Genomic DNA, 25,053 nt, shown 5'->3' with positions numbered 1-25,053 from the left:
ACGTCTTTCAAAGAAAACTAGAACTAACAGTTTAAAACAGGAGGGTAATCATGCAAGCGCCATATTGTTGTCCGAATTGCAAAACAAATAAAACAAGATTTAATAGAATTGATCAAGTAGCACACCCTATTAAATTGAATGCGCAAACTGGGGAAATTGTTGAGTCGTACGAAACAAATCAAGTAGAAGCATTTCATATGAAGTACCAAGGACCAGATTATAAAATTCAGTGCGCAGCTTGTGGTATCATTGAAGATGAAAAGACGTTTATTCAATTTGCACAATACCGGGCTTGAAAAAACAGGAGACACAATGGCAATCGTGTCCCCTTTTTCAGGCTCTTATTGTTTTAAACCGTAGTATCTAGATGCTGCACTTGATATAGATTATAATAAATACCTTGCTGTCGCATTAACTCATCATGTCTACCAACCTCTTTTATTTCCCCATCCTCCATGACTACAATTCGATCCGCGTGTGTGATCGTAGCTAGACGGTGAGCAACGATAAATGTTGTTCGATTGGAAGCTAATTTTTCCACTGCTTCCTGAATGGTGTGCTCGCTTTCTAAATCAAGTGCTGACGTTGCTTCATCAAAAATAAGCATAGGGGGATTTTTCAAGAAAACGCGGGCAATCGCAATCCGCTGTTTCTGTCCTCCTGACAGTTTCACACCGCGCTCACCAACAAGTGTATCATATCCATATGGCAGCTGCTGAATAAACGCATGAGCATTCGCCGCCTTGGCGGCTTCCATCACTTCTTCATCTGTAGCGTGGGGTTTACCCATGCGAATATTCATCGCAATTGATTCACTAAATAGTGTATTATCCTGTAGTACCATCCCAATCTGATCTCGTAATGAGCGTGCCTGCATATGACGAACATCAATTCCGTCCACTTTGATCGTTCCGCTTGTGACATCATAAAAGCGCGGGATTAGACTTACAAGGGTTGATTTCCCACCACCACTCATCCCAACAAGCGCTATCGTTTCCCCTGCTTTCACATGCAAGGAAACACCCTTTAGCACAGTATTCTCATCATCTTCATATTGAAAGTAAACATCTTCAAAAATCACTTCACCATGTAAGTCTTTTACTTTAATGGCATCAGGCTGATCTTGAATATCATATTTTTCATTCATTAGCTCAAATACACGGTCTATTGACGCGATTGACTGAACAAGTGTTGTCGACGAATTAATTAGTCGTCGTAATGGACTATAAACACGTTCCATATAACCGACAAAAGCAACCATGGTTCCCATCGTCAGAGTACCGTGAATAACCTGATAGCCTGCATATGCTATCACTAGCAACGGAGCCAAATCAGTTATTGTATTCGTTACTGCAAAGGTTTTGGCATTCCAATTCGTATGCTCAAGTGCCCTTGTGAGAAAGTTACTGTTTCTTTTGTTGAATTGCTCTTGTTCATATTCTTCCAGAGCAAAGCTTCTCGTTACCGGCATCCCTTGTACTCGTTCATGCAGATGACCCTGAACTTCCGCTAGAGCTTGTGACCGTTTACGTGTGAGCTTGCGTAGCCTGCCATAAAAATATTTAATCGAAAAACCAAACAATGGAAATAAAATAATTGCTACAATCGTTAATTCGATATCCATCGACAACATAATTCCAATCGCAATCAATATGGTAATAAGGTCTAACCAAATATTCATTAAACCTGTAATAACAAAAGTCTTCGTTTGTTCGACATCATGTATTACCCGGGAAATAATTTCGCCCGTTTTCGTTTTAGAATAGAATTTCAAGCTTAAACGTTGTAAGTGGTCAAATAAACGATCCCGAATATCGAAAAGTACCTTGTTGCCAACCCACTGCGCTAAATATTGTCGAATATATTCAATTGGTGGTCGTAAAACAAGAAAAATGATAAAAGCAGCCCCCATCAGCCACACTAGCTGCGTTGTTTTTTCCGTCTGGCTAAGCGCTTCATTTCCGATAATATTATCAATTACAAACTTTAAAATTAATGGCATTAATAATGGGATACCAAATTTCAGGATCCCTACTAAAACAGTCCAAAAGATTTTCCACTTATATGGCTTTACAAAATGCATGTACTGCTTGATTGAACTCATACGGAAAACGTCCTTTTTCTATAAATTGAATCTTCAATCAGTTAGTTTTCATCCACACCTCACTGATTGTTAGTACCGTAATGGTATAACCTAAAGGTCTCTTACGAAGTAGGGTATTTACGTGCTGTTATCTCCCACTTAGACTTGTTGCAATACAGATTATCCTACACCTGAAGCTGGAGTCTTACAGCACCTTATTAGGGATAAATAAGAAAATCATTCGCTGTAAGTATTCACTGCAATTTACTAAGTAGCTGTTATGTCGTTTGCTTGAACACCTTAGTCTTCAAAGAAAAGCCTTGCTACAGATTGTAACAAGGTTGTAATCATTCATTTTTGTTCTCTCACAAGTTAAAATTATCTATACGTTAAGTAACGCTCGTACCATTCATCGACAAATCCAGGGGAAAACGGTCCTTGTTTTTGCCTTATCCACCCTAATAGAATATTTAATTGTTGCTGTAGAATATAATCCAGCTTGCTAGGATATTGCATTTTTTGACGATGTTGATCATACTCGTCCTCATCCAATAAAATATATGTCATATCCGGGTTCACTTTTACATCTAAATCATAATCGATATATTTAATGGCACGATCTTCATATATAAATGGAGAACTCATATTACAATAGTAGTGAATACCATCTGTTCGGAGCATACCAATTACGTTAAACCAGTATTCTGCATGGAAATAACAAATAGCTGGTTCTCTCGTAATCCATGTTCTACCATCATGTTCTCTCACTTCTGTACGATCATTTGCTCCGATAACAACGGTTTCAGTCCCTTTTAAGACAAGACTGCTTTTCCACATACGATGCAGCTGTCCACTATGCTTATAACTTTGTATTTGTACATTAGTTCCTGGGCTCGGAGCAACCATTTAATCTCCCTTTCTTTTACCTATACCTCCATGACGAATCATGCATATTATTATAATGGTAATGGATAGAAATATAAAGTAATTCATTTTCACAGCGTGGGTCAAATATTTACATAAGCTACTCGCACCTTGTGGTTTTTTCAGCTATTACGCCAATTGGACCATAAAGTGAATCTTCAATCAATGGAGGTTTTCATTCATTCCCCCACGGCTTGTTAGTACCACAACGGCATGACCTAAAGGCCTCTGAACGAAGCAGTCATTTAAGTGCTGTTATCTCCACTTAAATACTGATTATCCAACTCCCGAAGTGAGAGTCTTACAACACCTTATATACGGGATAAATTTTTAAAGAATCTTCGTTTCTGAACTCGTAGTAAATATAAACGTCGCTTTCCGCAGCAGACTTCTTAAGCTGACCTGGAGGCAAAGGGCAGCTTCTGCACAGTGTTCACTTGTTATTTTTCTCACGAACAAAGGTGCAAGCGCCCGTTTAGCAACGTAGCGAATGGAACGAATAAACTAAAGATAAAGGAATCATGCCACTAAAAACAGGGGTATGCCGACGCCTGAGCGGCAAGCCCGTTTTTAGTCGGCCTTCCTCTTAGGGACGAACCGATGAGGTCTTATCGTAGGGAGCATTTCTAAAGTCGCATCGTTGCTGGCGCTTGCGCCGGACGTGGCTATTCGGTTATTTCGTTATCCCCAAGTACCTCATTTTGCTATTACAGGAATGCTTTCTTATTCTTTTAGAAAAACTTGGCTTGTCGCCAAGTCTTATGGCGGAAGCCTTTGTTTTTCTTATACTATAAACCAAAAAAATCTTATACTTTCCTATAGTGTAAAAAAAGATTATCCCAAAAGCCTTAACGGCTATTGGGATAATCTACTGCATAATTGGGGGTATACAGTTACTGTTTGTTTTGCTGAGATTTTTGGTTTTGCTTTCTTACTTCCTGAGCATTGGTTTGTTCGGCACCGTATTCTGTACCGTACTGGCCTTGCCCTTGAGCGGCTTGTTGATTCTGTTGCTTAACCTTTTGAATGTTTGTACCAGAAGTAGTTTGGTTCGGTTGTTTTTTAGCCATCAATATCACCTCCGCAATAATTAATTTGTCCCATTACACTATAGGTTATCCGTAATTTTTTTAGTAAAATAATCATTTAAAGTTTATTTTTTCCAATTGGATAGTAATTGATTAAATCCACATAATAAAACAAGTGGGGAACCGCCTTCATCCCTAATTTAGAATCAGTTTAAATGTTGAATACAATATTGTTGAAGGTACAATCGCTTTGTCTAAGGAAGGCGTTTTCTTTTTCCTTAAACTGATTTAATTAGGGGCTAGAGCGTCATTATCTTCACTTACGTTAATTCAGTTTTAAAAGGGGCTAGATGCAAGCATTATATGCATGATGATATCAAGTAGTACTTTTCTGGAGGATGAAGAAATGGAACAAATCAAACGTGATTTTACAGAACTATCCATGATGAGTAAAACAGAATGGAGTGAGCATGAATTAGTTTATTTCCAGCATGCACTGTCACAACTTCTTCCTTATATAAACCCAGAGGGATTAACCATTTTGCATGAAATCAATAAAGAAATGTATCAAAGGAAGGAAAACTTAAATAACCACCCCATTATCCCTGTATAAGAGGCATTTACTTCAATTTAAACAAGGTTGATGGTATTAACTCCAAAGGCGAATGATGTAGTAATATAGCCAGAAATATATGACTCCTGCTGGAGTTAAGGCATCGGTGAGAGTCCGCAGTGCGTTAGCACTTGGAGGCTCACCAGCTGTCCTAAGGTGTGTGTGGTATATTTCCGAGCGGGTTATATGCAACATCCATTATTTTCTATATAGTTTGTATGTTACTTTGACCAAAGGCTTTGTCCCAGCTTCAATGTGTGAAGCTGGTAAATGGAAAGTTTTATCATAGCAGAAACACTGACATACCAATTTCTTGGCGCTCTTTTATTCATTCGCAAATAATGTCTTCATGATTTTTTGATGGGGGACAGGAAAAGGATATGTTGCTAATTCTTCCTTATTTACTAGTTGCAGTCTTTGTTCTCCAACTATTTCCCCTATCAGCCTTGCTTCATATATTTCCAACTGCCATATTAAATGGGAAAATATATGCCTCAACTCTCCCTGTTTTTTCCCTAATGACACACGAAACCCAAATTCGCCATAAACCCAATTTTCTAAATGATTCCAGCCTATTTCTTCAATAGGAACCATCGGAAATTGCCATAGATTTGCTAACAAACCACTATCTTTTCGCTTTTCTATTATATAATTACCTTGTTCATCCGCCACCAGTAAAACGACGTAAGCGATTTTCTTTTGCTTTTTCGCTTTTTTCTTAATCGGCAATTCCTCTTCTACACCTACAGCGAAAGCTTGGCAATGAGCTTGAACCGGGCATAATAAACAGGTTGGAGATTTCGGAGTACATATTAAAGCACCTAATTCCATAACTGCTTGATTAAACGAAGAGGGATCTTGTGGATCGATTAGTTTGCGTGCACATGCTTCAAATTGTTTTTTAGTCCGTTGCTGTGTAATATCATCTTCAATTTTTAGAACTCGAGATAAGACACGCATCACGTTACCATCTACTGCTGGTTCTGGCTGATTATACGCAATCGATAGGATAGCCCCCTTGGTATATGGGCCAACTCCTTTTAACGCACCAAGCTCATCTGGATCATTAGGCACTTGCCCCTTGTAAGTAGTCGCTACTTCTCTAACAGCGTGTTGCAAATTTCTTGCCCGAGAATAATAACCAAGTCCTTCCCACTCCTTTAATACCTCTTGCTCATCAGCTTCAGCTAATGCTTCTATGGTCGGAAATTTATTAATAAAGCGATTGAAGTATGGAATAACGGTATCCACTTTTGTTTGCTGTAGCATTACTTCAGAGACCCACACTTTATACGGGTCTTGATCTTGACGCCATGGTAAATCCCGTTTATTGTTCTTATACCATTCCACTAAATCGCGGCGAAATGTCAAAATGTCAATAGATTGTAGTTTTTCATCATTCATAAAATCACTTCCTATATGGTACAATAAAAACGTAACCAAGATTATTTCCTGTCCTTTATAGTGCGTGTTCAAAACAAAGTTCAGTTCTCGAATGCTCTATAATCGGAAGATAAGCGAAAGCAAAATAAAGCCTATCTCCCATTATAGTTAATTTTACCTGACTTTTTTTGAACATCCATTTTACTACAAGAGCTTGTTCAAAAAAGTAAAAAAGATCAAGGGCGGTGAAGTCGCAACGTTCTCGAAAGCACTTTTTCTCGTGCGATGCGTTGCTGATGCAGCTTTTTGTCCTGTTCCGGCACAGACACTAAGACGTCCCTGTGCGTTTGAGCTCAAGGCGTTGAAGGTTCGAGTAGTGCTTGTACAAAATGTACTGGCTTCTGCGCTACCACGAAGACGTAGGCAGCTTAAGTAGAAGGTCGTATGTATTTTGCTACATGAGCACTAGTATGGGCGTCCTCAAAAACCATTCTCATGCTGGAAACGTCCTTTTCCAAGAGCTGAGAAGCAAGCCTTTTAGTGTATTTTTTGAATAACCTCTACAATAGAATAATACAAACTATAGACGCAGCTTAAGGAGGAAAACCAATTATGGATACTGGTACCCATATTGTAATGGGGGTTGCCCTGGGAGGATTAGCTACCATCGACCCAGTTATACAAACGGACCCTGTTTTGTTTAATGCCGTTCTGGTGGGAACTATTGCTGGTTCTCATGCACCAGACTTTGATACAATTTTAAAATTAAAAAATAATGCAACCTATATACGTCATCACCGTGGAATTACACATTCCATTCCCGCTGTCCTTATGTGGGGAGTTTTAATTGCAAGCATCGTTCATTTATTTGTCCCGGAAAAAAGTTTTTTTCATATTTGGCAATGGACTGCTATAGCGGTGATTATCCATGTTTTAGTGGATATTTTTAATGCTTATGGAACACAAGCCTATCGGCCGTTCTCCAATCGCTGGGTAGCTTATGGATTTATTAATACATTTGATCCGTATATATTTTTCCTGCATATTGCCGGCATCGCTGCATGGGCATTGGGTGCAAACCCTGCTTTTATTTGGGTGGTTATTTATAGCGTGATCCTGCTTTACTATGTGAAACGCTATATGGATAAACGGTTCATTGTAAAAAAGATTCATGACTATTTTTCTGAAGTGGAACAAATAACTACTTCTCCTACCATTAAACAAAATTATTGGCGTGTAGCTATTACAACAAAGGATAGGTTCTATGTTGGTGTCGTCGATAACAATCATATTGAAATTATCGACGAATTTCATCGCGTACCATTGCCGGATACAGAACTGATTGAAGTCGCTAAAACCGATAAAAATATTGCTGCATTTCTATCTTTTTCTCCTGTATATCGTTGGGAAATCAACGAATATAAGGATTATACCGAAGTGCGATTTATCGACTTGCGTTACCGTTCCAAAGGCCATTACCCGTTTGTTGCTGTCGTCCAAATTGACGATTCTCTTCGCATTACAAGTTCTTATACAGGATGGATTTTTTCAGAAAGGAAACTTCAGAACAAGCTATATGTAGAAGAGAACCCCATTTAAGCGTTGTAAAACAGCAGGCTCAATCCCTGCTGTTTTTCTCTTTATTAAAAAAGTTCATATCCCATTTTTGAAATGATGCCGACTACAAAACATTTCCCAAAAATCACCTATCCCCCTCAAAGGATACTATTATTTTTCCTTCACCATTTTACCCAATAGCGAAATAGGAACAGCTTCCTGTTTTTTATATACTTCTCCTAATAAATTCACTCTATGCCCCCAAGCAAATACTCCATTAATGTAATCTACCTTAAAACTCCAGCCTGGATCTGTGATAAATTCGTAAGCTTCATTTGCCGTAAAGTCTTCAGGGTTTAACGTGTAAGCTAACGCAACTTGCATCTTTCGTTCATTTACGGCAGCCTCCGAGATATTCCCAAGTTGTTCTGCTTTCTGTGCTTTTTCTTTTAGCCTTCCTATTTCTTGACGCAATTGCTCCACTGAATAGTCACTGTAACGATAATTGTTGTTCATGAAAGTTCTCCACCCTTTATATAGCCATAAACTATTTTTTCCCATTTTCCAAAGTATCAAGCCAATCATTTATAGGGATGACTTATGTAGGACCATAGTAAACCCTCTCTATTTTACCAACCAAAATACAGAAAAGAAACTCAACTGCCTTCCCTTACTCTTTCTTTTCCAAATAAGTCTCTATGTACTGCTGAATTAAGTCTAAGGAAAAGCCTTTTCTGTATAACCCTTCTTTTATTTTCTGCTTTAATTCAAAACCTGATCGCTTCACAGTATGTTTTTTTCTTAATTTTTCTCCATGATGGATAATTGCCTCCCATTCGGCATGATCATCTCTTGCACATGGAAGATCATTGAATACTGATTGAATAACATCCTTCGTATATCCTTTTTGCTGTAATAAAGCTTGAATATTTTGCAGTTGCTTTTGAAACGATTGCTTCTTTTTCTGCTGCAGCTTTTTTTCAGCTAATCCCTGGACTTTATCATATTGTAATGCGAACGAAAATTGCTTTAATGCATCCTCTGCTATATATGCTTCTACACCTTTATTCATCAGTTCTTGCTTAATCATAGCTGGACCTTTCGATGAAGTATTTATTCGCGATCGTACGAACATTTCCGCAAACTGACGATCATCGAGAAGGCCTTCGTTCACCAGCCTCTCCATAACACTTGAAATATGGCTCGGATCGACTTCTTTTTCTGTTAGATAATCCAGCATTTCTTTTTTTGTTCGCATTCGCAAGCTTAAATAGTTAATAGCCAGGGTATATGATTGGTACATACTGTCACTTTTTTTAATAGTTGCTGCCATTGCATCGGAAATTTCCATTCCTTTTCGCAGCTGGAAGTTAATTAATACAGATTCATCTACACTAAAACCATAGCGTTCGCCTTGATTTTCATCCGACAAAAAAATATTATATCGTTGGTTTGCTCTTTTCTGTGTTGTAATACGGGTAATTTTTGCCATTACGCTCTCCCCTTTCCTTCATCATACCAAAAGGTGCGGCGCATGTCTTGATAAGAACAAAGTGAAATTTCAATCAGAGGAAATCGAGAAGAGACTCGGGTGTGTGGCTTTCTCTTCAAAAGGATTGGGGTGGAAGTTTTTCTTCTATAAAGGGATAGTTGAAATTGCGAGAAATAGTAAATATTTACAGACAACAAATAAATAATCATGAAACAACTCTTTAATCGAACCATATGGAAAGACATTAGTCATGCTTACTACCATTTTTGAGCATCCTATATAATAGAAATAAAACGCACGGTAAGGAGGACAAATCAAATGAATGTACTGTTAACAGGAGGGACGGGCTTTATCGGCCAAGCGCTATCGAATTATTTATCGGAGCATAATTATTATGTATATATTTTGACACGCTCCCCGCAAAAACATACAAATACGAATGGGGTAACATTTATCGGTTACGATCATCCAGCTGAACAATTGCCACCTATGAAAGCTGTTATTAATCTTGCTGGTGAATCCTTATTTGGGTATTGGACAAAAACGAAGAAAGAGGCGATTTTCTCCAGTAGAATCCAAATTACAGAAAAAATAGTAACGTTTATAGAAAAACTGCCTAAGCTTCCGGAAGTATTCATTAGTGGTTCTGCTGTAGGTTATTATGGAACATCAAATGACCTAATGTTTTCGGAAAATACCACCACTCCTGGAGAAGACTTTCTTGCAAAGGTAGCAACAAAGTGGGAAAATATCGCGAAAAAAGCCGAAAAAAGCGGTATTCGAATTGTATTTACTCGTTTCGGGGTTGTTTTAGGTCACGGCGGTGCTCTTCCAATGATGCGTTTGCCTGTACAATTAGGGGTAGGCGGGAAAATAGGGTCTGGAGAACAATGGATCTCATGGGTTCATATCGAAGATGCAGTAAGATTAATTACATTTTGTATGGAAAACACGGCTATTTCTGGAGCCGTTAATATAACCGCACCCCATCCAAAGCAAAATAAGGTATTCATGCGAACGTTAGCGAAAGTATTAAAGCGACCTTATTGGCTGCCTGTCCCTTCTTTATTTATGTATGCCGCCCTTGGAGAAATGGCTGAGCTAATCACAAAAGGACAGTACGTTATTCCTAAAAAGGCGCTAGATCATTCGTTTTCTTTTTCCTTTCCTTATTTAGAAGAGGCATTACGTCAGCTTCACCATTCCTTTGACGAATAACTGTGTGCTTATCTCGCAATTATAAAAAATCCACTGGCAGTCTTATAATGGTTTGTTCGGATATCCATTCGCTGCCAGTTCCTCGATAAATACGCCCTGTAAGCAAAATAGAATAGTTGCCCAATTTAAGTAACACTTATTCATTTAACTTTATTCCACGTATTGTCTAAACTGTATAAACTTTTGCCTCCTCCAGTTTTCACCGCACCTTATTAAAAAGCTTGTGGGTGCTTACTCTTATCATTTATTACTGTTAACCATTTTATTACCATGGCTTCTGCCAGTAATCTTGCTTCTGATTTTTCTTGACTGAATCCATACCCAGCAATGACATTGGTACTTTCAAAGTTGGTAACAGCTTGCCACACTTCTTTCTTCGGCACACCCCACACATATATAATAACTGCGTTTTTAGAAATCACTTCAATCTCCAATGGATAATCCTTAAAAATAAACCGTAAGATTTTGCACTTGGTTAACGTTGTGATCGTTGGGTGGTAGATTTTTAGACAACAGATCATAATAATATCCTCCTCTTGTTTCTCTATAGGAACATTTTACTATATGTTCAAATTTAGAACAATCTTATTATCATTTTCCATTAAAAATCATGATAGGATGGAAATTACTATAGAAATCATTTCTAATTTTAACCAATCGAGTGTGATAGTAAATGAACGAACAAATTGCATATAACATCAAACGATTACGAGAGCAGCATGGTTGGACTCAAAAGCAATTAGCAGAAAAGCTTCGACTTTCACGCTCTGTGATAGCAAAATGGGAAAATAACCATGTTACCCCTGACATTTCTTCCTTAATGAAGCTTTCTGATCTTTTTCACATATCCCTCGATCATTTAGCAGGCAATGCTTCTTTTCATGAAAATGTAATAGCTGAATTTAAGCGTATTTACGGATCTTCTGACAGTTCATTTGATAATGAAGCAGTGGAAATAATGGAATATGTGATGACATTTCCAGAACTGAAGGAAAAGTTATCCCAATTGCGACAGCTATCCGTTAAAAAACAGCGCTCCATTCACCAATTATTAGGCGACATTATCCATCAATACAAGCAAATATAAACTTTTACTACAACGGACTGTAATCCCAGTTCCCCAGCATACTCATTCCCCTTTTGAATCCGTATTAAAAATATACCTATCTACAAAGACTAGAGAGCTAAACAATGCTCTCTTTTTTTGTAAGATAAGAAAGCATAAAATTAGGTGCTTGGAGATAACGAAATAACTGAATAGCACGTCCGGCGCATGAGCCCAGCAACGATGCGACTTTAGAAATGCGCCCTACGAGAAGGCATCATCGGTTCGTCACTAAGAGGAAGGCCGACTAAAAACGGGCTTGCCCCCAGACGTCGGCATACCCCTGTTTTAGTGGCATGATTCCTTTATCTTTCGTTGATTCGTTCCATTCGCTACGTTGCTAAACGGGTGCTTGCGCCTTTGTTCTTCATCCAAATACGTTGAACAGATATTGACATGTCGTTCTATCTGTTATACATTATATATAACAGATAGAACTTCAAGGGGGTGTATATTTGTTTATTGAATTAGACTTCGAATCAGAAGATCCAATTTACTTACAATTAACTAGACAAATTGTCGAGGGAATTGCCAAAGGTGAGTTGCTTCCGGGAGATGCTTTACCATCTGTGCGCTCGCTTGCTGCTGATATCGGAATTAACTTGCATACCGTTAATAAAGCCTACCAACAATTAAAACAAGAAGGATTTTTACAAATTCACCGGCAAAAAGGAGTCATGGTCCATCCAGATGGCATTCCAAAAGCGACGGAAACGTATAAAGCTGGATTAGCAAAAAATCTCCGCCCCTTCATTGCCGAAAGTATTTGTCGTAACTTATCGAAAGAAGAATTCTATAAAATTTGCAATCAAATCTATGCTGATTTTACAAGAGGGGGGAAATAGTTATGAATGCCATATTAGCAATTACGTTCATACCATTGTTTATTGTTTTCATTTTCACACCTTATTTAACAAGAAAAACGGAAAGCTTTGGTGTATCGATACCTGAAGAAATCTACGTATCAACAGAATTGAAACAATTACGGAAACAATACGCTATAACTACAACGATAGTAAGTATGATTGTTTTTTTAATTTTCTTTTTCTCCCCAACATCTATGATGGAAGAAAAGAAAGTTGGGATATTTCTTCCCACTGTCATCATTGGCTATATCATTATTGAGTTTTTCATTTATTTGTACTTTCACCGGACCATGAAGTTAAAAAAACAAACTGCTAATTGGACAAATGAAAAAACAGAAAAAATATTGATTCACACAAAATTTCGCAACCAGCAATTAAGGTACTCTCATAAATGGTTTATCATTCCATTTATAATCAGTATCGTTACAATCACGCTGTCGTATTTTTGGTACGACCAATTCCCAGATCAATTGCCAATCAATTTTGATTTTCTCGGGGAAGCTACAAATTTTATCTCGAAATCGTATCTATCTATTTTGGCTTTACCATTATCACAGTTCTTATTAACTGGTTTATTTTTCGCTATAAATGTTCTTATCGGCAACGTGAAGCAGCAAATTAGTGCTGAAAATCCAAACAAATCGCTACAGCAAAATGTGGTTTTTCGGAAGCGCTGGTCTTCGTACATGATTATTAGCAGTATATTACTCACAATATGGCTTTCTATGGCGCAATTTATCTTACTTATTCCCGAAGGACAACTGCTATTTACCATTGCATCTATTACTATTCAAGGTCTCCTGTTGCTTGGTGTTATTTATTTGGCTTTTTCTACCGGTCAAGGTGGGAGCAGAGTAAAGTTTCCAGATGAACGAAATGAACAAGTAATTGATCGGGATAATGATAAGTATTGGAAACTTGGACAATTTTACGTCAATAAAAATGATCCAGCTCTCTTTTTAGAAAAACGATTTGGCATTGGTTGGACAATAAACCTGGGAAAGCCGCTCTCATGGATCATTATCTTCATAACTTTACTAGTTGTTTTTGGTTTAATCCTATTAACTCGCTAAAGGAGATGTGAAATATGCTAGAGGTAATCGAATCCATAAACTGGTCATTGCTTGCTCCGTTTATTGTTATTCAATGCATTTTAATGGTTATTGGCTTAGTAGACTGGGCTAAAAACAAGCATACGAATGGTCCAAGATGGATGTGGCTGTTCATCATTATATTTCTTAATATAATTGGACCGATTCTGTACTTTATATTTGGAAGGAGGCAGTAATAAATGACGATTCTTTCTATTACGGATTTATCCAAAAAATTCAACGGCACACACGCAGTTAAAAATATGGATTATCAATTCACACCACATCAATGCATCGCATTAATAGGCCCTAATGGTGCTGGTAAAACAACAACGCTTCGAATGATCGCAGGCCTTTTACAACCAACTTCTGGGAACATCATTTTTGAGCAGAACAAGAACATGGATAGACGAATGCTCATTGGTTATTTACCGCAGCATCCTGTGTTCTATTCTTGGATGACAGGGAGTGAATTCTTAACCTATAGTGGGCAATTGGGAGGGTTGTCAAAGGCAAAATCCCGCCAAAGATGCAAAGAACTGCTTGATATAGTAGGAATTATTGACGCAAAAGACAAACGAATTAGCAATTACTCTGGTGGAATGAGGCAACGTCTCGGAATCGCCCAAGCAATTATTCATAAGCCTAAGCTGCTAATGCTCGATGAACCCGTATCCTCACTTGATCCGATTGGGCGCAGAGAGGTGCTTACATTAATGGAAGACCTGAAAAAGGAGATGACTGTCTTATTTTCGACGCATATTTTAAGTGATGCCGATGAGATCAGTGATGAATTAATACTGCTTCGTAATGGAGAAATTATTGAATCCGGCAAAATGAAGGAATTGCGACAAAAATATCAAACGACAAAAATAACGTTGCAGTTTGCTGAAAGCCAAGCGTTTTATGAGGAGAAAGTAGCTACACTTGCAAATGTCCGCAACACCTTAGTGGAAAAAGATTCGGTACAAGTGATTACCAATGATATAACGAAAGCGCGTAAAGAAATTTTGCAACAGGCGGTGCAGGAAGATTGGCCTCTGTTAACGTTTAAACTGGAACAAGCTTCTCTGGAAGAAATGTTTATGAAGGCGGTGAATCATTCATGACGACTGTATTATTCAAAAAAGAACTATTAGAAAACTGGCGAAATAAAAAATGGATTTGGGTGCCACTCGTTTTTATCCTGCTAGCCATTATGGACCCAATAACGAATTATTATCTACCGGATATTTTGGAAGCTGTCGGCGGCATGGCAGACGGTGCGGTAATTGAGCTCCCTGATTTCTCGGCTGCTGATGCTATCATGATGAGCTTAAGCCAGTACTCTATGTTAGGCGTTTTAGTTACTGTTTTATTGTCAATGGGTGCTATTAGTGGTGAGCGAAAAAGTGGTGTATTAGAGCTCGTGCTTGTCAAACCTGTCTCGTATACGAAATTTGTGGTTGCCAAATGGTTGTCCTTGCTTTCACTTATCTGGTCTTCATTTATTATTGGTATGCTGGCAAGCTGGTATTATACCAACCTTCTTTATGGCGATATCGCGTTTACAATGCTTCTTGCCGTTATTTTCTATTACGGTCTATGGTTAATATTTATTTGTACCATATCTATTTTTTACAATACGTTAACGCGCTCTCCCGGACTAGTTGCTTTTTTAACGATCGGTACAACCCTCGTTATTAGTCTACTTACAAGTTTGCTCGGAACTCGTACTGCATGGAGTCCTGCTAATTTATCGACACATCTTCAGGAATTGCTAATTACTGGCGACATACCTTCTGCGTTAATTTATGCAGCAATTGTGAGTGTATTGCTGATTATTATAGTGTTGCTCGCTTCAATTTACAGTTTTAAACAAGTATTTAACAACCGAAATGAATGAGTAAAAATATATTATGCTTGCTTCTGTATTTCTCCCCTTATCAGTGTTTAAATCTTATAAAGGCTGATAAGGGGTTAACGCTTAAGAGATTTATCTTGCTTTTACAATTGTGATTTTGCGGAAAAATAAGAATGAACAAAGATAAAGAGCTATTCCCACTGCAAACGTTTGGATATAGAAGATAACACTCATATCAGATATAATTTTACCCACAAATTCTGCAAACCATCCCGTTGCTATCGTCATCAGCAAAACGAGTAATATAGCTCCAAGTAAACTTCCGCCACCAAGTAGCCCGTATTTATAAAATACTAATCCAATCAAGTATGAGATTGCAAAGAAGAAAGTGAAGATTCCCACATCGATCATAATCCGGGTATACCAGTTATCGGTAACAAAGAGGGCTGGATGTAAAAAACGAAACGCGTCAATACCAACCCAATCCGTTAATTTCCAGACAACTTCTTGGATGATACTTGCAAATATTGCTTGGATAACCGCTAAGCTAAGGAAAAATACTCCGATCGCTCTCCAAATCTGTTTCCTTGTTGCGCCAAGCTTAATGGAAAATGGAATAAACTCCTTTATACAAATAAATCCCCAAATGCTGAAGAACACATATAATGGTCCTGTTAAACTAAAAAACAAAGGTCCCTGTTCTATTTGCGACAGATAATAGGAAAACGCGAGCGATACGATTAAAATAGGAAATAAAATCGTCCAAAAAATAATTAGTGGTCTACGAAGTTCCACTAGAAAAAAATATACTAATCCTTTAAATGATTGCTTCATGGCTATCCTCTCTTTCTTTTTCTGTTAGCTGAATCATTAAGTCTTGCGTAGGGATGCTTTGGGCTTCAAGTCCTTGTCCTTCTGCTTCTTGTCTGTTCCCAAATATATAGGCTGTCATCATTCCCATAAATTCTTTTTTACTAATCACTTGCTTGTCGCTGACAAACTTCTGCACTTTCTCTGTGGGACCTGTGACAGAGATGGTTTTCTCTCGTAAGACGTCAGCCGATTTTTGTAAAGCCAGTTTACCTTGTTGCAATATAAGTACTTCCTCAAACATTAAACTAACTTCATCAATTAAATGAGTGGAAAAAATAATCATCCGCTTTTCGTTTTCATATTCCTGCAGCATTACATCGTAAAATTGTTTACGAGCCGCAGCATCCAATCCGATATATGGTTCATCAAAGATCGTAATTGGTGCTTTACTCGCCAATCCTACTGTAATGCCAAGCGCTGATTCCATCCCTTTAGATAACGTCTTCACTTTTGCATTTGGATTTAAGTTATATGTTTTTAATGAAAATGCTGCTAATTGTTGGTCAAAATTTGGATAAAAAAAGCCATAAAGACGAACAACTTCTTTTACTTTCCACTCTTTTTTAAAATTATCGCCTTCCTTAATCAGACAGACATTCGCTTGTACATTCCGATTATCAAACGGCTTTTCTCCGTTAATAAAAATATCGCCACTGGTTTGAAAAATATTTCCCGCTAGAATATCCATAAATGTTGTCTTTCCTGCCCCATTTCTTCCCAAAAGACCATATATCTTTGGTCCTTCCAAAGTGAATGTGACATCATTTAAAGCAAATTGATTTTTGTACCGCTTCGTCAACTGACGAACTTCAATTTTCATCATCTTGCTCCAACCTTTCTACCATTTCTTTCAATTCTTCTTGACTAATTTGCAGTTTTTCCGCTTCATTTTTTAATGGCAGCAAATAATTTTTATAAAAAGACTGCCTGCGTTTTTCAATTAATATCTGCTTCGCATCTTCCGTTACAAACATGCCTACGCCCCTTCGTTTGTACAAAATAGATTCATCTACTAGCTCATTTATTCCTTTGGCAGCTGTAGCCGGATTAATTTTATAATAACTGGCAAATTCATTCGTTGATGGCACACGTTCTCCGGTTTTAATGGAGCCGCTTATGATTGAATCCTCCAACTGCTCTTTAATTTGCAGGAATATCGGTTTGGTTTCATCTAAAATCGGTTTCATTGCATCACCTTCATTGGTTCATTACTTATGTGACTAACTATATAACAAAGTAACCTACGAGTCAATCTGTTTTGGAAAACTTTATTATTTTTTACATACATGCGTAGGCAGCGAACAAAGAAGAAGCGTAGAAGATTTTGGGTTGGTGGGGGTAAAGTGAATCAGTGGGGATTTTCATTCATCCCTCACGGCTTGTTCGTACTTTAATAGCATGACCTAAAGGCCTCTTACGAAATAGGGCATTTAGGTGCTGTTATCTCCCGCTTAGACTTGTTGCAGTACAGATAATCCAACCTGAAATAGGGGTCTTACATTACCTTATATACGGGATAAATACTATCTTGAAGATATTTAAAGAAATATTATTTTTGATTCAAAGTCTACGTAGATGAAAAAATAACTTACTAATTTTTATTTGGTGAATTCCTACTTATCACCTTACGAGCAGAATATTAACGGGATAGCAATTACACTATATTTTATTATTGTGGCTGTTATTACTCTCTTTTTATTTACGACCATTCTTTCCGTAAGTTAATTCATGGTAAAAAAGGGCATTTAACTTAGGATTTTACATATAACTTGTTTATTTATTCCCCTATCCATTTTCCTAACGGCGAATAATTATTTATCATCACTTGAGAAATAAGCGTTATTGATGAGATAGTGTGCAGAGTGGAATATGACTATTTACATGATCGCGAGTACAAAAATACCTAAAAGCGTGCAAACAATCTTATTGTAATTAGATACGAATTTGTAACAAAAAACTTGCAAGAACCAAAGGATTTTTCTGCAAGTTTTGTGATTTTAATCTTCACCTATTTTTTTATCTTGACTTTTTGGTAATCGCCCCGCTTTTTTGGCCGCTTCTCGTAACAGAAATTCAACATGACTATTTACACTGCGAAATTCATCCTTTGCCCAAACTTGCAATATTTCATACAACTTTGGATCGATCCGTAACGGAAAGCTTTTCTTTTTTGACATATAACCCCTCTTTTAATTACTGGTATAGCGATCCTGTATTAATAACAGGCTGTGTGCCTTGGTCAGCAACAATCGATACTAATAAATTATTTGCCATGGCAACACGTCGCTCATCGTCAAGTTCAACAGCACCATCTTTTTCTAATTGAGCAATTGCATCTTGGACCATTCCCACGGCTCCTTCAACAATTTGCTTCCTAGCAGCAATAATTGCACTAGCTTGTTGACGTTGCAGCATTGCTTGGGCGATTTCTGTGGAATAGGCAAGATGTGTTAACCTTGTTTCAATTACTTCTACACCAGCAACCTTTAGCCGTTCTTGTAACTCGACCTTCAATTCATTCGATACTTCTTCTGCGTTTCCTCGTAGTGATAGTTCCGCATCAGAAAATGAATCATAAGGATACTTCGTTGCTACAGCACGAATAGCTGTTTCGCTTTGGATTTCCACAAATTGCTCATAACGATCCACGTCAAAGACCGCTTTAGCACTGTCGATCACTTTAAATACAATAACCGCGGCAATTTCAATGGGGTTTCCATTGACATCATTGACCTTTAGGCGATTACTATTAAAATTTCGAACACGCAGAGAAATCATTTTACGAATGGAAAAAGGAACCGTAATTACAATTCCTTCCTTGCGTATACTCCCCATGTACTTTCCTAAAAACATAACGACAGCAGCCTGATTAGGTTGTATTAGGGTAATTCCGCTTCCTAAAGTAATAGCTATAATTAAACAAATAGCGCCAAGGATAAATTGTTGTTCCATAAAACTAAAAGCTGTTCCTGCTAACAAGACTGCAATGATTAAAATTCCAAGATAACCGTTCAATGACCATGCTGGTTTCTCCTTCATCATGTCTACACCTTCCCTATCATTTTTATATTATAATGATATCATATTTGTATATATTTGTAAATATCAACTAGCATATAAAACGTCTAAAGGTTCCTTCTCGGTCTCGACCATATATGAAGTCCCATCGGTTCGAATGACGATGTTACCTAGTGCACCCGTAGAATAGATGGAAGTACCGACTTGATATAAGTGATCTATGACACGGTCCACAGGATGACCATACCGATTGTCCTTATGGTAAGTTAAAATGGCGGTTTTGGGGCGAACAGCCTGCAGGAATGACAGGGAAGTACTCGTATTCGATCCATGATGTGCTACTTTTACTATTTCTGTCTGCTCATCCACTTTTTTTATAATTTCTTGCTCCTGCTCCATCTCCACATCCCCCATAAATAAAAAATCAACATTATTATATGACATTTTTAAGACAATTGAGGATTGATTATTCGTTCTTGATTTCTTAAACGTATTAAGCACTTGAATATGAATGGAAGGATCAAGCGGTATTTTTTCATGAAGCTTGGTAATGGATATTGGAATTTCCTGCTTTACAATTTCCTGAATATATTTGGCATATCTTCTCGTTGTATGCAATTTCCCAGAATCTAAAATCTTATCTATTTTAATATGTTTCATCACAGTGATGAGACCACCAATATGATCGATATCTGGATGTGTTGCTACTACTAAATCCAGCTTTTTTATACCGTGTTTCTTTAAATAATGAACCACTTTTTTTCCTGCTTGGGGTGGTCCGCCATCAATTAATATATGCTTATCATTCGGTGTTTGAATGAATATACTATCCCCTTGACCGACATTAATGAAATGTACTTGCATATCCTTGCCACTGGCGCTATGTACTGGCGGAAAGTGAATAAACAAAATGGAAAAAATAATGAGAACAATTATTGAAATTTGCTGTGTTTTTAACATAACCAACTGCACCCTTTGCATAGTTAGAATATACGTTTATTCTCTTGCAAAAAGAGAGCATTTATGAATAATAACACCAGTCATTTTTTGGGAGATAACATACGTTATTTTTATACTATAAATGAAGCTTCAATCGGTAGGCATTGCTTTCATTCCTAAATGATTATTAGTACTGCAATGGTATGAATTAAAGGTGATGGAAAAATTTATCATTTGGTTTATAATAGTAACCTCACTTACTATCCACAAAAAAGGAAATTCTTACTGAAGTTACATGAGGATAAATTGTAAACTCCGGCGACTTTCCAGTAAACTCCATTAGTCACCTATGCATCCCGAAGATTCAGCATATCTACATTTCAATAAAAAAACTACAGTTACAAACACTGTGGTGGGCCAAATTTTATGCTTTCTTATCTTAGAACAAAGGCGCAAGCGCCCGTTTAGCAACGTAGCGAATGGAACGAATCAACTAAAGATTTAGGAATCATGCCACTAAAAACAGGGGTACGCCGACGCCTGAGCGGCAAGCCCGTTTTTAGTCGGCCTTCCTCTTAGCGACGAACCGATGATGACTTATCGTAGGGTGATTTCGTAAAGTCGCCTAGTTGCTGGGCGCTGAAGCCGGACGTGGCTATTTAGTTATTCCCTTATCCCAAAGCAACAAATTTTATGCTTTCTTATCTTATAAAAAAAGCGCAGAGCACTAACCATGCTCTGCGGTTTTTAACAGTAGTTTTAAGCTTGTTTGACAACAATCTCGTCATTAACAACATCTACGTGAACATTTTTTACATCATCATTTTCCAAAACCAAATCGGTTAATTGATCTTCAATTTTGTCTTGAATTACTCTACGTAAAGGTCTTGCACCAAAACGTGGATCATAACCTAGCTCTACCAATTTTTGTTTTGCTTCATCTGTTATCGTGATGGAAATTTCATGTTCTTCAATTGTGTCTTGTAGCTCATGAAGCATTAGATCAACAATTTCCATCAAGTTTTCTTTCGTCAACTCATTAAATTCAATAATCGCATCAAAGCGGTTTAAGAATTCTGGTTTGAAGTAATCACTTAAGTTCTCTAATGTGGAAACAGATTCATGTCCATCTTTGTTAAATCCTACATTTATTGCTTTATCCCCTGTTCCAGCGTTACTTGTCATAATGATTACTGTGTCTTTGAAGCTGACAGTTCTTCCTTGTGAATCTGTTAAATGACCATCCTCCATAATTTGTAGAAACATGTTTTGAACATCTGGGTGCGCCTTTTCGATTTCATCAAGCAAGATGATGGAGTAAGGATTTCTACGTACTTTTTCTGTTAATTGACCAGCTTCCTCATGTCCTACATAGCCAGGAGGCGAACCGATGATTTTAGAAACGGCATGTTTTTCCATATATTCACTCATATCAAGCCGAATGAGCGAATCTCTTGAGCCGAATAATTCTTCAGCAAGCACTTTTGTCAATTCTGTTTTTCCAACTCCTGTTGGACCAACAAATAGAAATGATCCAATTGGACGTTCTTTCGACTTTAAGCCTGCTCTACTACGACGAATTGCTTTTGCTACCTTATCCACAGCTTCTTTTTGCCCAATTACTTTAGCTGCTAGGTTTTTAGCAAGATTTTTCATTTTCTCTTGTTCATCGGCTTGTAGTTTTGTTACAGGGATTCCTGTTTTTTCTTCTACAATTAATTGAATATCGGAAATATCTACATCGATTACTTGCTCTTCACCTTTCGCTTTTTCCAATTGTTTTTGCAATTGTATTTCTTGATAACGTAAGTGGGCTGCACGTTCATAATCTTCACGCTCTGCTGCTGCTTCTTTTTCTTTCGTAATTTCTTCTAAGCGTTGACGAATAGATTCAGAATCCTTAGATGAATTAGCTAGGTTTAATCGGGAACCTACCTCATCCATTAAATCAATCGCTTTATCTGGTAGATAACGATCTTGGATGTAGCGTTTGGACAAGTTCACACATGCTTCAATAGCTTCATCAGAATAACGTACCTCGTGAAATTTTTCATAACGGTCTTTTATTCCTTTTAGAATCTGAACGGCTTCTTCAGGTGTTGGTTCTTCAACAATAATTGGTTGTAGCCGACGTTCAAGCGCAGCATCTTTTTCAATTTGACGATATTCTTTTAATGTAGTTGCACCAACAAGTTGAATTTCTCCTCTAGCAAGCGCTGGTTTGAGTATGTTTCCAGCATCCATTTGCGAGCTTTCGGCTGTGCCAGCACCAACTAACAAATGAATTTCATCTACAAATAGAATAACATCTTGACGTTGTTGTAATTCTTGAATTAATTGTTTCATCCGCTCTTCAAATTGTCCGCGTACACCAGTGTTTGCGACCAATGAAGCTACATCAAGCATGTATATTTCTTTATTCAAGAGCTTTGTTGGTACGTCACCTTCAATGATTTTTAATGCCAGTCCTTCTGCAATAGCTGTTTTACCTACACCCGGTTCCCCAATGAGTACAGGATTATTTTTATTTCTTCTATTCAACGTTTCTATAACACGTTTCACTTCATTATCTCGACCGATAACTGGATCAATTTCTCCAGCTCTTGCTTCATCTGTTAAGTTTTTACCAAGTTGGTCAAGTAAACCATTGCCTTGATTTCTGCTATGTTGTTTGGTTCGTGTTCCCATTTTTGGCGAACCGTTACCCGATGCGCTAAATGCTCCATATGCATTGCTAAATGGTGATTGTGAAAAGAAATCATTACCGCTCATCATTTGACCTTGCATTTTGCGGAAGCATTCATTACATAGTTGCATTTGCATATGCTGGTTATTTAATTGCATCGCAACATTAATGTTGGCTTCGTTTTGTTTACAATTTTGACAAAGCATATTGATTCCTCCTTCAAATTATTTAATTTATATTCATCAATGTTTGACTTTGACTATATTTGACCTTTCAATTGTTATTATACTCTGACCTTCTTTGACTTTCAAGAGGTATGCACAATTTTTTTAAAAAAATATCAGCAAACAGCTTATTATCTCTAGTATTATAACTAAAATTTTTCTTATTTACTTAGGTTTTGAAAATAGAAAGAAAAACCTCCAAATATCTTTCTTGCTAGTCCAGAGAGAGACTTTTTCATCGTATTAAGCTACAGAAACAAGCCATCTTTCATATAACTGTGAAATCATAAAAAGCAGTAGGACCCAAAAGATGGATCCTACTGCTAGCGATTAACTGCTTTGAATTTTTTCCTTGTTTCGCAATTCCACTCTTCTTGTCTTTCCGGAAGTTGTTTTTGGTAATTCATCAATAAACTCAATTTTTCGTGGATATTTATAAGGTCCGGTTAACGATTTTACATGGTCTTGCAGTTCCTTGACTAACTGATCATCTGGCTGAAATCCTTCCCGAAGTACAATGAATGCTTTTACAATATTTCCTCGTATTTCATCAGGACTTGCCACCACAGCACAATCTTGGACTGCTGCATGTCTAACAAGTGCATCCTCTACTTCAAAAGGACCAATTGTATAACCGGCGCTAATAATAATATCGTCTCTTCTGCCCTCAAACCAAAAGTAGCCATCTTCATCCTTATAAGCCTGATCTCCGGTTATATAATACTCCCCTCGTTTAGCCATCTTGGTTCGCTCCATATCTTTAAAGTACTCTGAAAAGAGAGCAGGACTATCTAATTTCACAGCAATGTCCCCTACTTCATTTGCAGCTAGTGGTTCTCCATTTTCATCAATAATTTCTACTTCATTCCCTGGAGTTGGTTTCCCCATTGAACCAGGTCTTACTTCCATATTTTTCATAAACCCGAGTAATAATGTATTTTCTGTCTGCCCATAACCATCACGGACAGTAATATCAAAATAACGTTTAAACATGTCGATCACTTCTACATTTAGCGGTTCTCCTGCTGATACAGCACTATGCAGTGCTGGTAGTTGGTACTCTTGAAGATTATCTACTTTAGCCATCATCCGATACTCTGTTGGTGTGCTACATAGCACATTAATTTGATAGTCAGCTAATAATTGTAAATGCTTTTTAGCACTGAATTTGCCGCTGTAAAAAAATCCCGTCGCGCCTGTACCAAGAACAGATAAAAACGGACTCCATACCCACTTCTGCCAACCTGGACCAGCTGTTGCCCACACTCTGTCTCCTTCTTGAATAGCTAACCAATTATATGCTGCCGTTTGCAGATGAGCATATCCCCAGCCGTGACTATGCACGACCCCTTTTGGATTTCCTGTTGTACCAGAAGTGTATGGCAAAAACGCAATATCATCTCTATTAGTTGCGACGATATCTAATTGGTCACTTTCTTCTTCCATTACTTCATCTAAAAAGATCCAGCCGTCCATAGAATTACCAATAGAAAATTTATATAAATGATTATATTGGTCAATGCCGTTGAACTGATTTGCAAATGAATAATAGCTAACAACGCCATTTACTTCCCCATGGGATATACGATATTGCAAATCTTTTGTTTTTAGCATTTCAGAACTTGGGATAATAATGATCCCTGTCTTTAACGCAGCTAAGTAAACTTCATATGCTTTAAAAGAACGTGGCACCATAATTAACATCTTATCACCTTTTTTTAATCCCGCTCTCAGGAAAGCGTTGCCAATTTGATTGGCTCGCTTCAGTAATTCGTTGTATGTAAGCTGATACGTTTCCCCAAGGTGGTTTTCCATAATTAGGGCTACCTGATTCTTGTTATTGGCGTGGCGCTCCATTTCCATAGCGATATTGTAATTTTTTGGAGCAATTAATGCTTCTCTTTTCACAAAACCCAACTCCTTGTTCGTTTATTTTTAATCATATCAAAAATTAAGAAAATTTTAAATAACAACTTGTAAACGAGTAAATAAAAGGGTTTCAGTTTTCATTCATCCCTCACGGCTCGTTTATACCGTAATGGTATGAACTAAAGACCTTAACGATATAGGGCATTTAGGCGCTGTTATCTCTCACTTAGACTTGTCGCAG

General features: G+C 37.5%; 25 protein-coding genes. 10 read left to right on the top strand and 15 right to left on the bottom strand.

The features are described 5' to 3' along the window. Positions 1–50 precede the first annotated feature (50 nt). Positions 51–296, top strand: a complete 246-nt coding sequence (locus tag KBP50_RS03515) for a hypothetical protein (RefSeq protein ID WP_050350012.1) — start codon at positions 51–53, stop codon at positions 294–296. A 53-nt stretch (positions 297–349) separates the two neighbouring features. Here KBP50_RS03515 and KBP50_RS03510 read toward each other — a convergent pair whose 3' ends face one another. From KBP50_RS03510 to KBP50_RS03500, 3 genes are all read right to left on the bottom strand, one after another. Further along, positions 350–2,104: an ABC transporter ATP-binding protein gene (locus KBP50_RS03510; protein WP_050350011.1), complete on the bottom strand. Its 1,755-nt coding sequence runs from the start codon at positions 2,102–2,104 to the stop codon at positions 350–352. Positions 2,105–2,461: 357 nt separating this feature from the next. Then, the gene (gene ntdP, locus KBP50_RS03505; RefSeq protein ID WP_050350010.1) at positions 2,462–2,989 is read right to left on the bottom strand and encodes a nucleoside tri-diphosphate phosphatase; all 528 of its coding nucleotides are present in this window, start codon (positions 2,987–2,989) and stop codon (positions 2,462–2,464) included. Positions 2,990–3,900: 911 nt separating this feature from the next. Then, positions 3,901–4,077 (bottom strand): gamma-type small acid-soluble spore protein, encoded by a 177-nt coding sequence (locus KBP50_RS03500; RefSeq protein ID WP_050350009.1) that lies wholly within the window; start codon positions 4,075–4,077, stop codon positions 3,901–3,903. 364 nt (positions 4,078–4,441) lie between these two features. On the opposite strand from KBP50_RS03500, the gene KBP50_RS03495 reads away from it, so the two are divergent. Further along, on the top strand, positions 4,442–4,648 hold the full coding sequence (locus KBP50_RS03495; RefSeq protein WP_050350008.1) for a hypothetical protein: 207 nt from the start codon (positions 4,442–4,444) through the stop codon (positions 4,646–4,648). A 324-nt stretch (positions 4,649–4,972) separates the two neighbouring features. Here KBP50_RS03495 and mutY read toward each other — a convergent pair whose 3' ends face one another. Next, a complete protein-coding gene (gene mutY / locus KBP50_RS03490) occupies positions 4,973–6,052 on the bottom strand; it encodes an A/G-specific adenine glycosylase (protein WP_050350007.1) in 1,080 nt (359 codons plus the stop codon). Between the two features lie 591 nt (positions 6,053–6,643). Between mutY and KBP50_RS03485 the strand changes: the two genes are divergently transcribed. Beyond that, positions 6,644–7,630, top strand: coding sequence for a metal-dependent hydrolase (locus KBP50_RS03485; RefSeq protein WP_050350006.1), 987 nt, complete (start codon positions 6,644–6,646; stop codon positions 7,628–7,630). A 129-nt stretch (positions 7,631–7,759) separates the two neighbouring features. Here the strand turns inward: KBP50_RS03485 and KBP50_RS03480 are convergent, their stop codons facing one another. Together KBP50_RS03480 and recX are read right to left on the bottom strand one after the other, a co-directional pair. Next, positions 7,760–8,104 carry a YfhH family protein gene (locus KBP50_RS03480; RefSeq protein WP_050350005.1) on the bottom strand — a complete coding sequence of 115 codons (345 nt, stop codon included), beginning with the start codon at positions 8,102–8,104 and terminating at the stop codon, positions 7,760–7,762. 154 nt (positions 8,105–8,258) lie between these two features. After that, positions 8,259–9,080 (bottom strand): recombination regulator RecX, encoded by an 822-nt coding sequence (recX, locus tag KBP50_RS03475; protein WP_050350004.1) that lies wholly within the window; start codon positions 9,078–9,080, stop codon positions 8,259–8,261. 318 nt (positions 9,081–9,398) lie between these two features. On the opposite strand from recX, the gene KBP50_RS03470 reads away from it, so the two are divergent. Further along, positions 9,399–10,298: a TIGR01777 family oxidoreductase gene (locus KBP50_RS03470; protein ID WP_050350003.1), complete on the top strand. Its 900-nt coding sequence runs from the start codon at positions 9,399–9,401 to the stop codon at positions 10,296–10,298. 212 nt (positions 10,299–10,510) lie between these two features. Here the strand turns inward: KBP50_RS03470 and KBP50_RS03465 are convergent, their stop codons facing one another. Further along, the gene (locus tag KBP50_RS03465; RefSeq protein WP_050350002.1) at positions 10,511–10,819 is read right to left on the bottom strand and encodes a hypothetical protein; all 309 of its coding nucleotides are present in this window, start codon (positions 10,817–10,819) and stop codon (positions 10,511–10,513) included. A gap of 152 nt (positions 10,820–10,971) precedes the next feature. On the opposite strand from KBP50_RS03465, the gene KBP50_RS03460 reads away from it, so the two are divergent. From KBP50_RS03460 to KBP50_RS03435, 6 genes are all read left to right on the top strand, one after another. Further along, positions 10,972–11,385 (top strand): helix-turn-helix transcriptional regulator, encoded by a 414-nt coding sequence (locus KBP50_RS03460; protein ID WP_050350001.1) that lies wholly within the window; start codon positions 10,972–10,974, stop codon positions 11,383–11,385. 473 nt (positions 11,386–11,858) lie between these two features. After that, positions 11,859–12,248, top strand: coding sequence for a GntR family transcriptional regulator (locus KBP50_RS03455; RefSeq protein ID WP_050350000.1), 390 nt, complete (start codon positions 11,859–11,861; stop codon positions 12,246–12,248). A 2-nt stretch (positions 12,249–12,250) separates the two neighbouring features. Further along, positions 12,251–13,342 carry a DUF1648 domain-containing protein gene (locus KBP50_RS03450; protein WP_050349999.1) on the top strand — a complete coding sequence of 364 codons (1,092 nt, stop codon included), beginning with the start codon at positions 12,251–12,253 and terminating at the stop codon, positions 13,340–13,342. Between the two features lie 14 nt (positions 13,343–13,356). After that, positions 13,357–13,557 carry a PLDc N-terminal domain-containing protein gene (locus KBP50_RS03445; protein ID WP_050349998.1) on the top strand — a complete coding sequence of 67 codons (201 nt, stop codon included), beginning with the start codon at positions 13,357–13,359 and terminating at the stop codon, positions 13,555–13,557. A gap of 3 nt (positions 13,558–13,560) precedes the next feature. After that, complete coding sequence (locus tag KBP50_RS03440; protein WP_050349997.1) at positions 13,561–14,469, top strand: ABC transporter ATP-binding protein; 909 nt, start codon at positions 13,561–13,563, stop codon at positions 14,467–14,469. After that, the gene (locus tag KBP50_RS03435) at positions 14,466–15,245 is read left to right on the top strand and encodes an ABC transporter permease (RefSeq protein WP_050349996.1); all 780 of its coding nucleotides are present in this window, start codon (positions 14,466–14,468) and stop codon (positions 15,243–15,245) included. The genes KBP50_RS03440 and KBP50_RS03435 overlap by 4 nt, the downstream gene beginning before the upstream one ends. A 90-nt stretch (positions 15,246–15,335) precedes the next feature. On the opposite strand, the gene KBP50_RS03430 is transcribed toward KBP50_RS03435, so the two are convergent. From KBP50_RS03430 to mbcS, 8 genes are all read right to left on the bottom strand, one after another. Beyond that, on the bottom strand, positions 15,336–16,037 hold the full coding sequence (locus tag KBP50_RS03430; protein WP_050349995.1) for a hypothetical protein: 702 nt from the start codon (positions 16,035–16,037) through the stop codon (positions 15,336–15,338). Beyond that, positions 16,021–16,899, bottom strand: a complete 879-nt coding sequence (locus tag KBP50_RS03425) for an ABC transporter ATP-binding protein (RefSeq protein WP_306423704.1) — start codon at positions 16,897–16,899, stop codon at positions 16,021–16,023. Before KBP50_RS03425 ends, KBP50_RS03430 begins: the two co-directional genes overlap by 17 nt. After that, the gene (locus KBP50_RS03420) at positions 16,886–17,263 is read right to left on the bottom strand and encodes a GntR family transcriptional regulator (RefSeq protein WP_050349993.1); all 378 of its coding nucleotides are present in this window, start codon (positions 17,261–17,263) and stop codon (positions 16,886–16,888) included. Before KBP50_RS03420 ends, KBP50_RS03425 begins: the two co-directional genes overlap by 14 nt. 810 nt (positions 17,264–18,073) lie before the next feature. After that, positions 18,074–18,253 (bottom strand): type II toxin-antitoxin system antitoxin, encoded by a 180-nt coding sequence (locus KBP50_RS03415; RefSeq protein WP_050349992.1) that lies wholly within the window; start codon positions 18,251–18,253, stop codon positions 18,074–18,076. A gap of 16 nt (positions 18,254–18,269) precedes the next feature. Beyond that, complete coding sequence (locus tag KBP50_RS03410) at positions 18,270–19,115, bottom strand: SPFH domain-containing protein (protein WP_050349991.1); 846 nt, start codon at positions 19,113–19,115, stop codon at positions 18,270–18,272. 66 nt (positions 19,116–19,181) lie between these two features. Next, complete coding sequence (locus KBP50_RS03405) at positions 19,182–20,054, bottom strand: ComEC/Rec2 family competence protein (RefSeq protein ID WP_050349990.1); 873 nt, start codon at positions 20,052–20,054, stop codon at positions 19,182–19,184. Between the two features lie 738 nt (positions 20,055–20,792). Beyond that, positions 20,793–22,925 (bottom strand): ATP-dependent Clp protease ATP-binding subunit, encoded by a 2,133-nt coding sequence (locus KBP50_RS03400; RefSeq protein ID WP_050349989.1) that lies wholly within the window; start codon positions 22,923–22,925, stop codon positions 20,793–20,795. Between the two features lie 348 nt (positions 22,926–23,273). Further along, positions 23,274–24,851, bottom strand: coding sequence for an acyl-CoA synthetase MbcS (gene mbcS, locus KBP50_RS03395; RefSeq protein ID WP_050349988.1), 1,578 nt, complete (start codon positions 24,849–24,851; stop codon positions 23,274–23,276). Between the last annotated feature and the right edge of the window lie 202 nt (positions 24,852–25,053).

The organism is Virgibacillus pantothenticus (genome assembly GCF_018075365.1).
Taxonomy (GTDB): domain Bacteria; phylum Bacillota; class Bacilli; order Bacillales; family Amphibacillaceae; genus Virgibacillus; species Virgibacillus pantothenticus.
The sequence above is the reverse complement of the archived record's forward strand: the minus strand, read 5'-3'. Positions and strand labels throughout refer to the sequence as shown.

What these genes read in the sequence shown, in the direction of transcription:
- KBP50_RS03485 (WP_050350006.1), top strand. Translation starts at nt 6,644, where the DNA reads ATGGATACTGGTACCCATATTGTAATGGGGGTTGCCCTGGGAGGATTA.
- KBP50_RS03430 (WP_050349995.1), bottom strand. Translation starts at nt 16,037, where the DNA reads ATGAAGCAATCATTTAAAGGATTAGTATATTTTTTTCTAGTGGAACTT.
- KBP50_RS03445 (WP_050349998.1), top strand. Translation starts at nt 13,357, where the DNA reads ATGCTAGAGGTAATCGAATCCATAAACTGGTCATTGCTTGCTCCGTTT.
- KBP50_RS03415 (WP_050349992.1), bottom strand. Translation starts at nt 18,253, where the DNA reads ATGTCAAAAAAGAAAAGCTTTCCGTTACGGATCGATCCAAAGTTGTAT.
- KBP50_RS03495 (WP_050350008.1), top strand. Translation starts at nt 4,442, where the DNA reads ATGGAACAAATCAAACGTGATTTTACAGAACTATCCATGATGAGTAAA.
- KBP50_RS03405 (WP_050349990.1), bottom strand. Translation starts at nt 20,054, where the DNA reads ATGTTAAAAACACAGCAAATTTCAATAATTGTTCTCATTATTTTTTCC.
- recX (WP_050350004.1), bottom strand. Translation starts at nt 9,080, where the DNA reads ATGGCAAAAATTACCCGTATTACAACACAGAAAAGAGCAAACCAACGA.
- KBP50_RS03425 (WP_306423704.1), bottom strand. Translation starts at nt 16,899, where the DNA reads ATGATGAAAATTGAAGTTCGTCAGTTGACGAAGCGGTACAAAAATCAA.
- KBP50_RS03510 (WP_050350011.1), bottom strand. Translation starts at nt 2,104, where the DNA reads ATGAGTTCAATCAAGCAGTACATGCATTTTGTAAAGCCATATAAGTGG.
- KBP50_RS03400 (WP_050349989.1), bottom strand. Translation starts at nt 22,925, where the DNA reads ATGCTTTGTCAAAATTGTAAACAAAACGAAGCCAACATTAATGTTGCG.
- KBP50_RS03420 (WP_050349993.1), bottom strand. Translation starts at nt 17,263, where the DNA reads ATGAAACCGATTTTAGATGAAACCAAACCGATATTCCTGCAAATTAAA.
- KBP50_RS03450 (WP_050349999.1), top strand. Translation starts at nt 12,251, where the DNA reads ATGAATGCCATATTAGCAATTACGTTCATACCATTGTTTATTGTTTTC.
- KBP50_RS03515 (WP_050350012.1), top strand. Translation starts at nt 51, where the DNA reads ATGCAAGCGCCATATTGTTGTCCGAATTGCAAAACAAATAAAACAAGA.
- KBP50_RS03440 (WP_050349997.1), top strand. Translation starts at nt 13,561, where the DNA reads ATGACGATTCTTTCTATTACGGATTTATCCAAAAAATTCAACGGCACA.
- KBP50_RS03435 (WP_050349996.1), top strand. Translation starts at nt 14,466, where the DNA reads ATGACGACTGTATTATTCAAAAAAGAACTATTAGAAAACTGGCGAAAT.
- KBP50_RS03465 (WP_050350002.1), bottom strand. Translation starts at nt 10,819, where the DNA reads ATGATCTGTTGTCTAAAAATCTACCACCCAACGATCACAACGTTAACC.
- KBP50_RS03480 (WP_050350005.1), bottom strand. Translation starts at nt 8,104, where the DNA reads ATGAACAACAATTATCGTTACAGTGACTATTCAGTGGAGCAATTGCGT.
- ntdP (WP_050350010.1), bottom strand. Translation starts at nt 2,989, where the DNA reads ATGGTTGCTCCGAGCCCAGGAACTAATGTACAAATACAAAGTTATAAG.
- KBP50_RS03460 (WP_050350001.1), top strand. Translation starts at nt 10,972, where the DNA reads ATGAACGAACAAATTGCATATAACATCAAACGATTACGAGAGCAGCAT.
- KBP50_RS03500 (WP_050350009.1), bottom strand. Translation starts at nt 4,077, where the DNA reads ATGGCTAAAAAACAACCGAACCAAACTACTTCTGGTACAAACATTCAA.
- KBP50_RS03470 (WP_050350003.1), top strand. Translation starts at nt 9,399, where the DNA reads ATGAATGTACTGTTAACAGGAGGGACGGGCTTTATCGGCCAAGCGCTA.
- KBP50_RS03410 (WP_050349991.1), bottom strand. Translation starts at nt 19,115, where the DNA reads ATGAAGGAGAAACCAGCATGGTCATTGAACGGTTATCTTGGAATTTTA.
- mutY (WP_050350007.1), bottom strand. Translation starts at nt 6,052, where the DNA reads ATGAATGATGAAAAACTACAATCTATTGACATTTTGACATTTCGCCGC.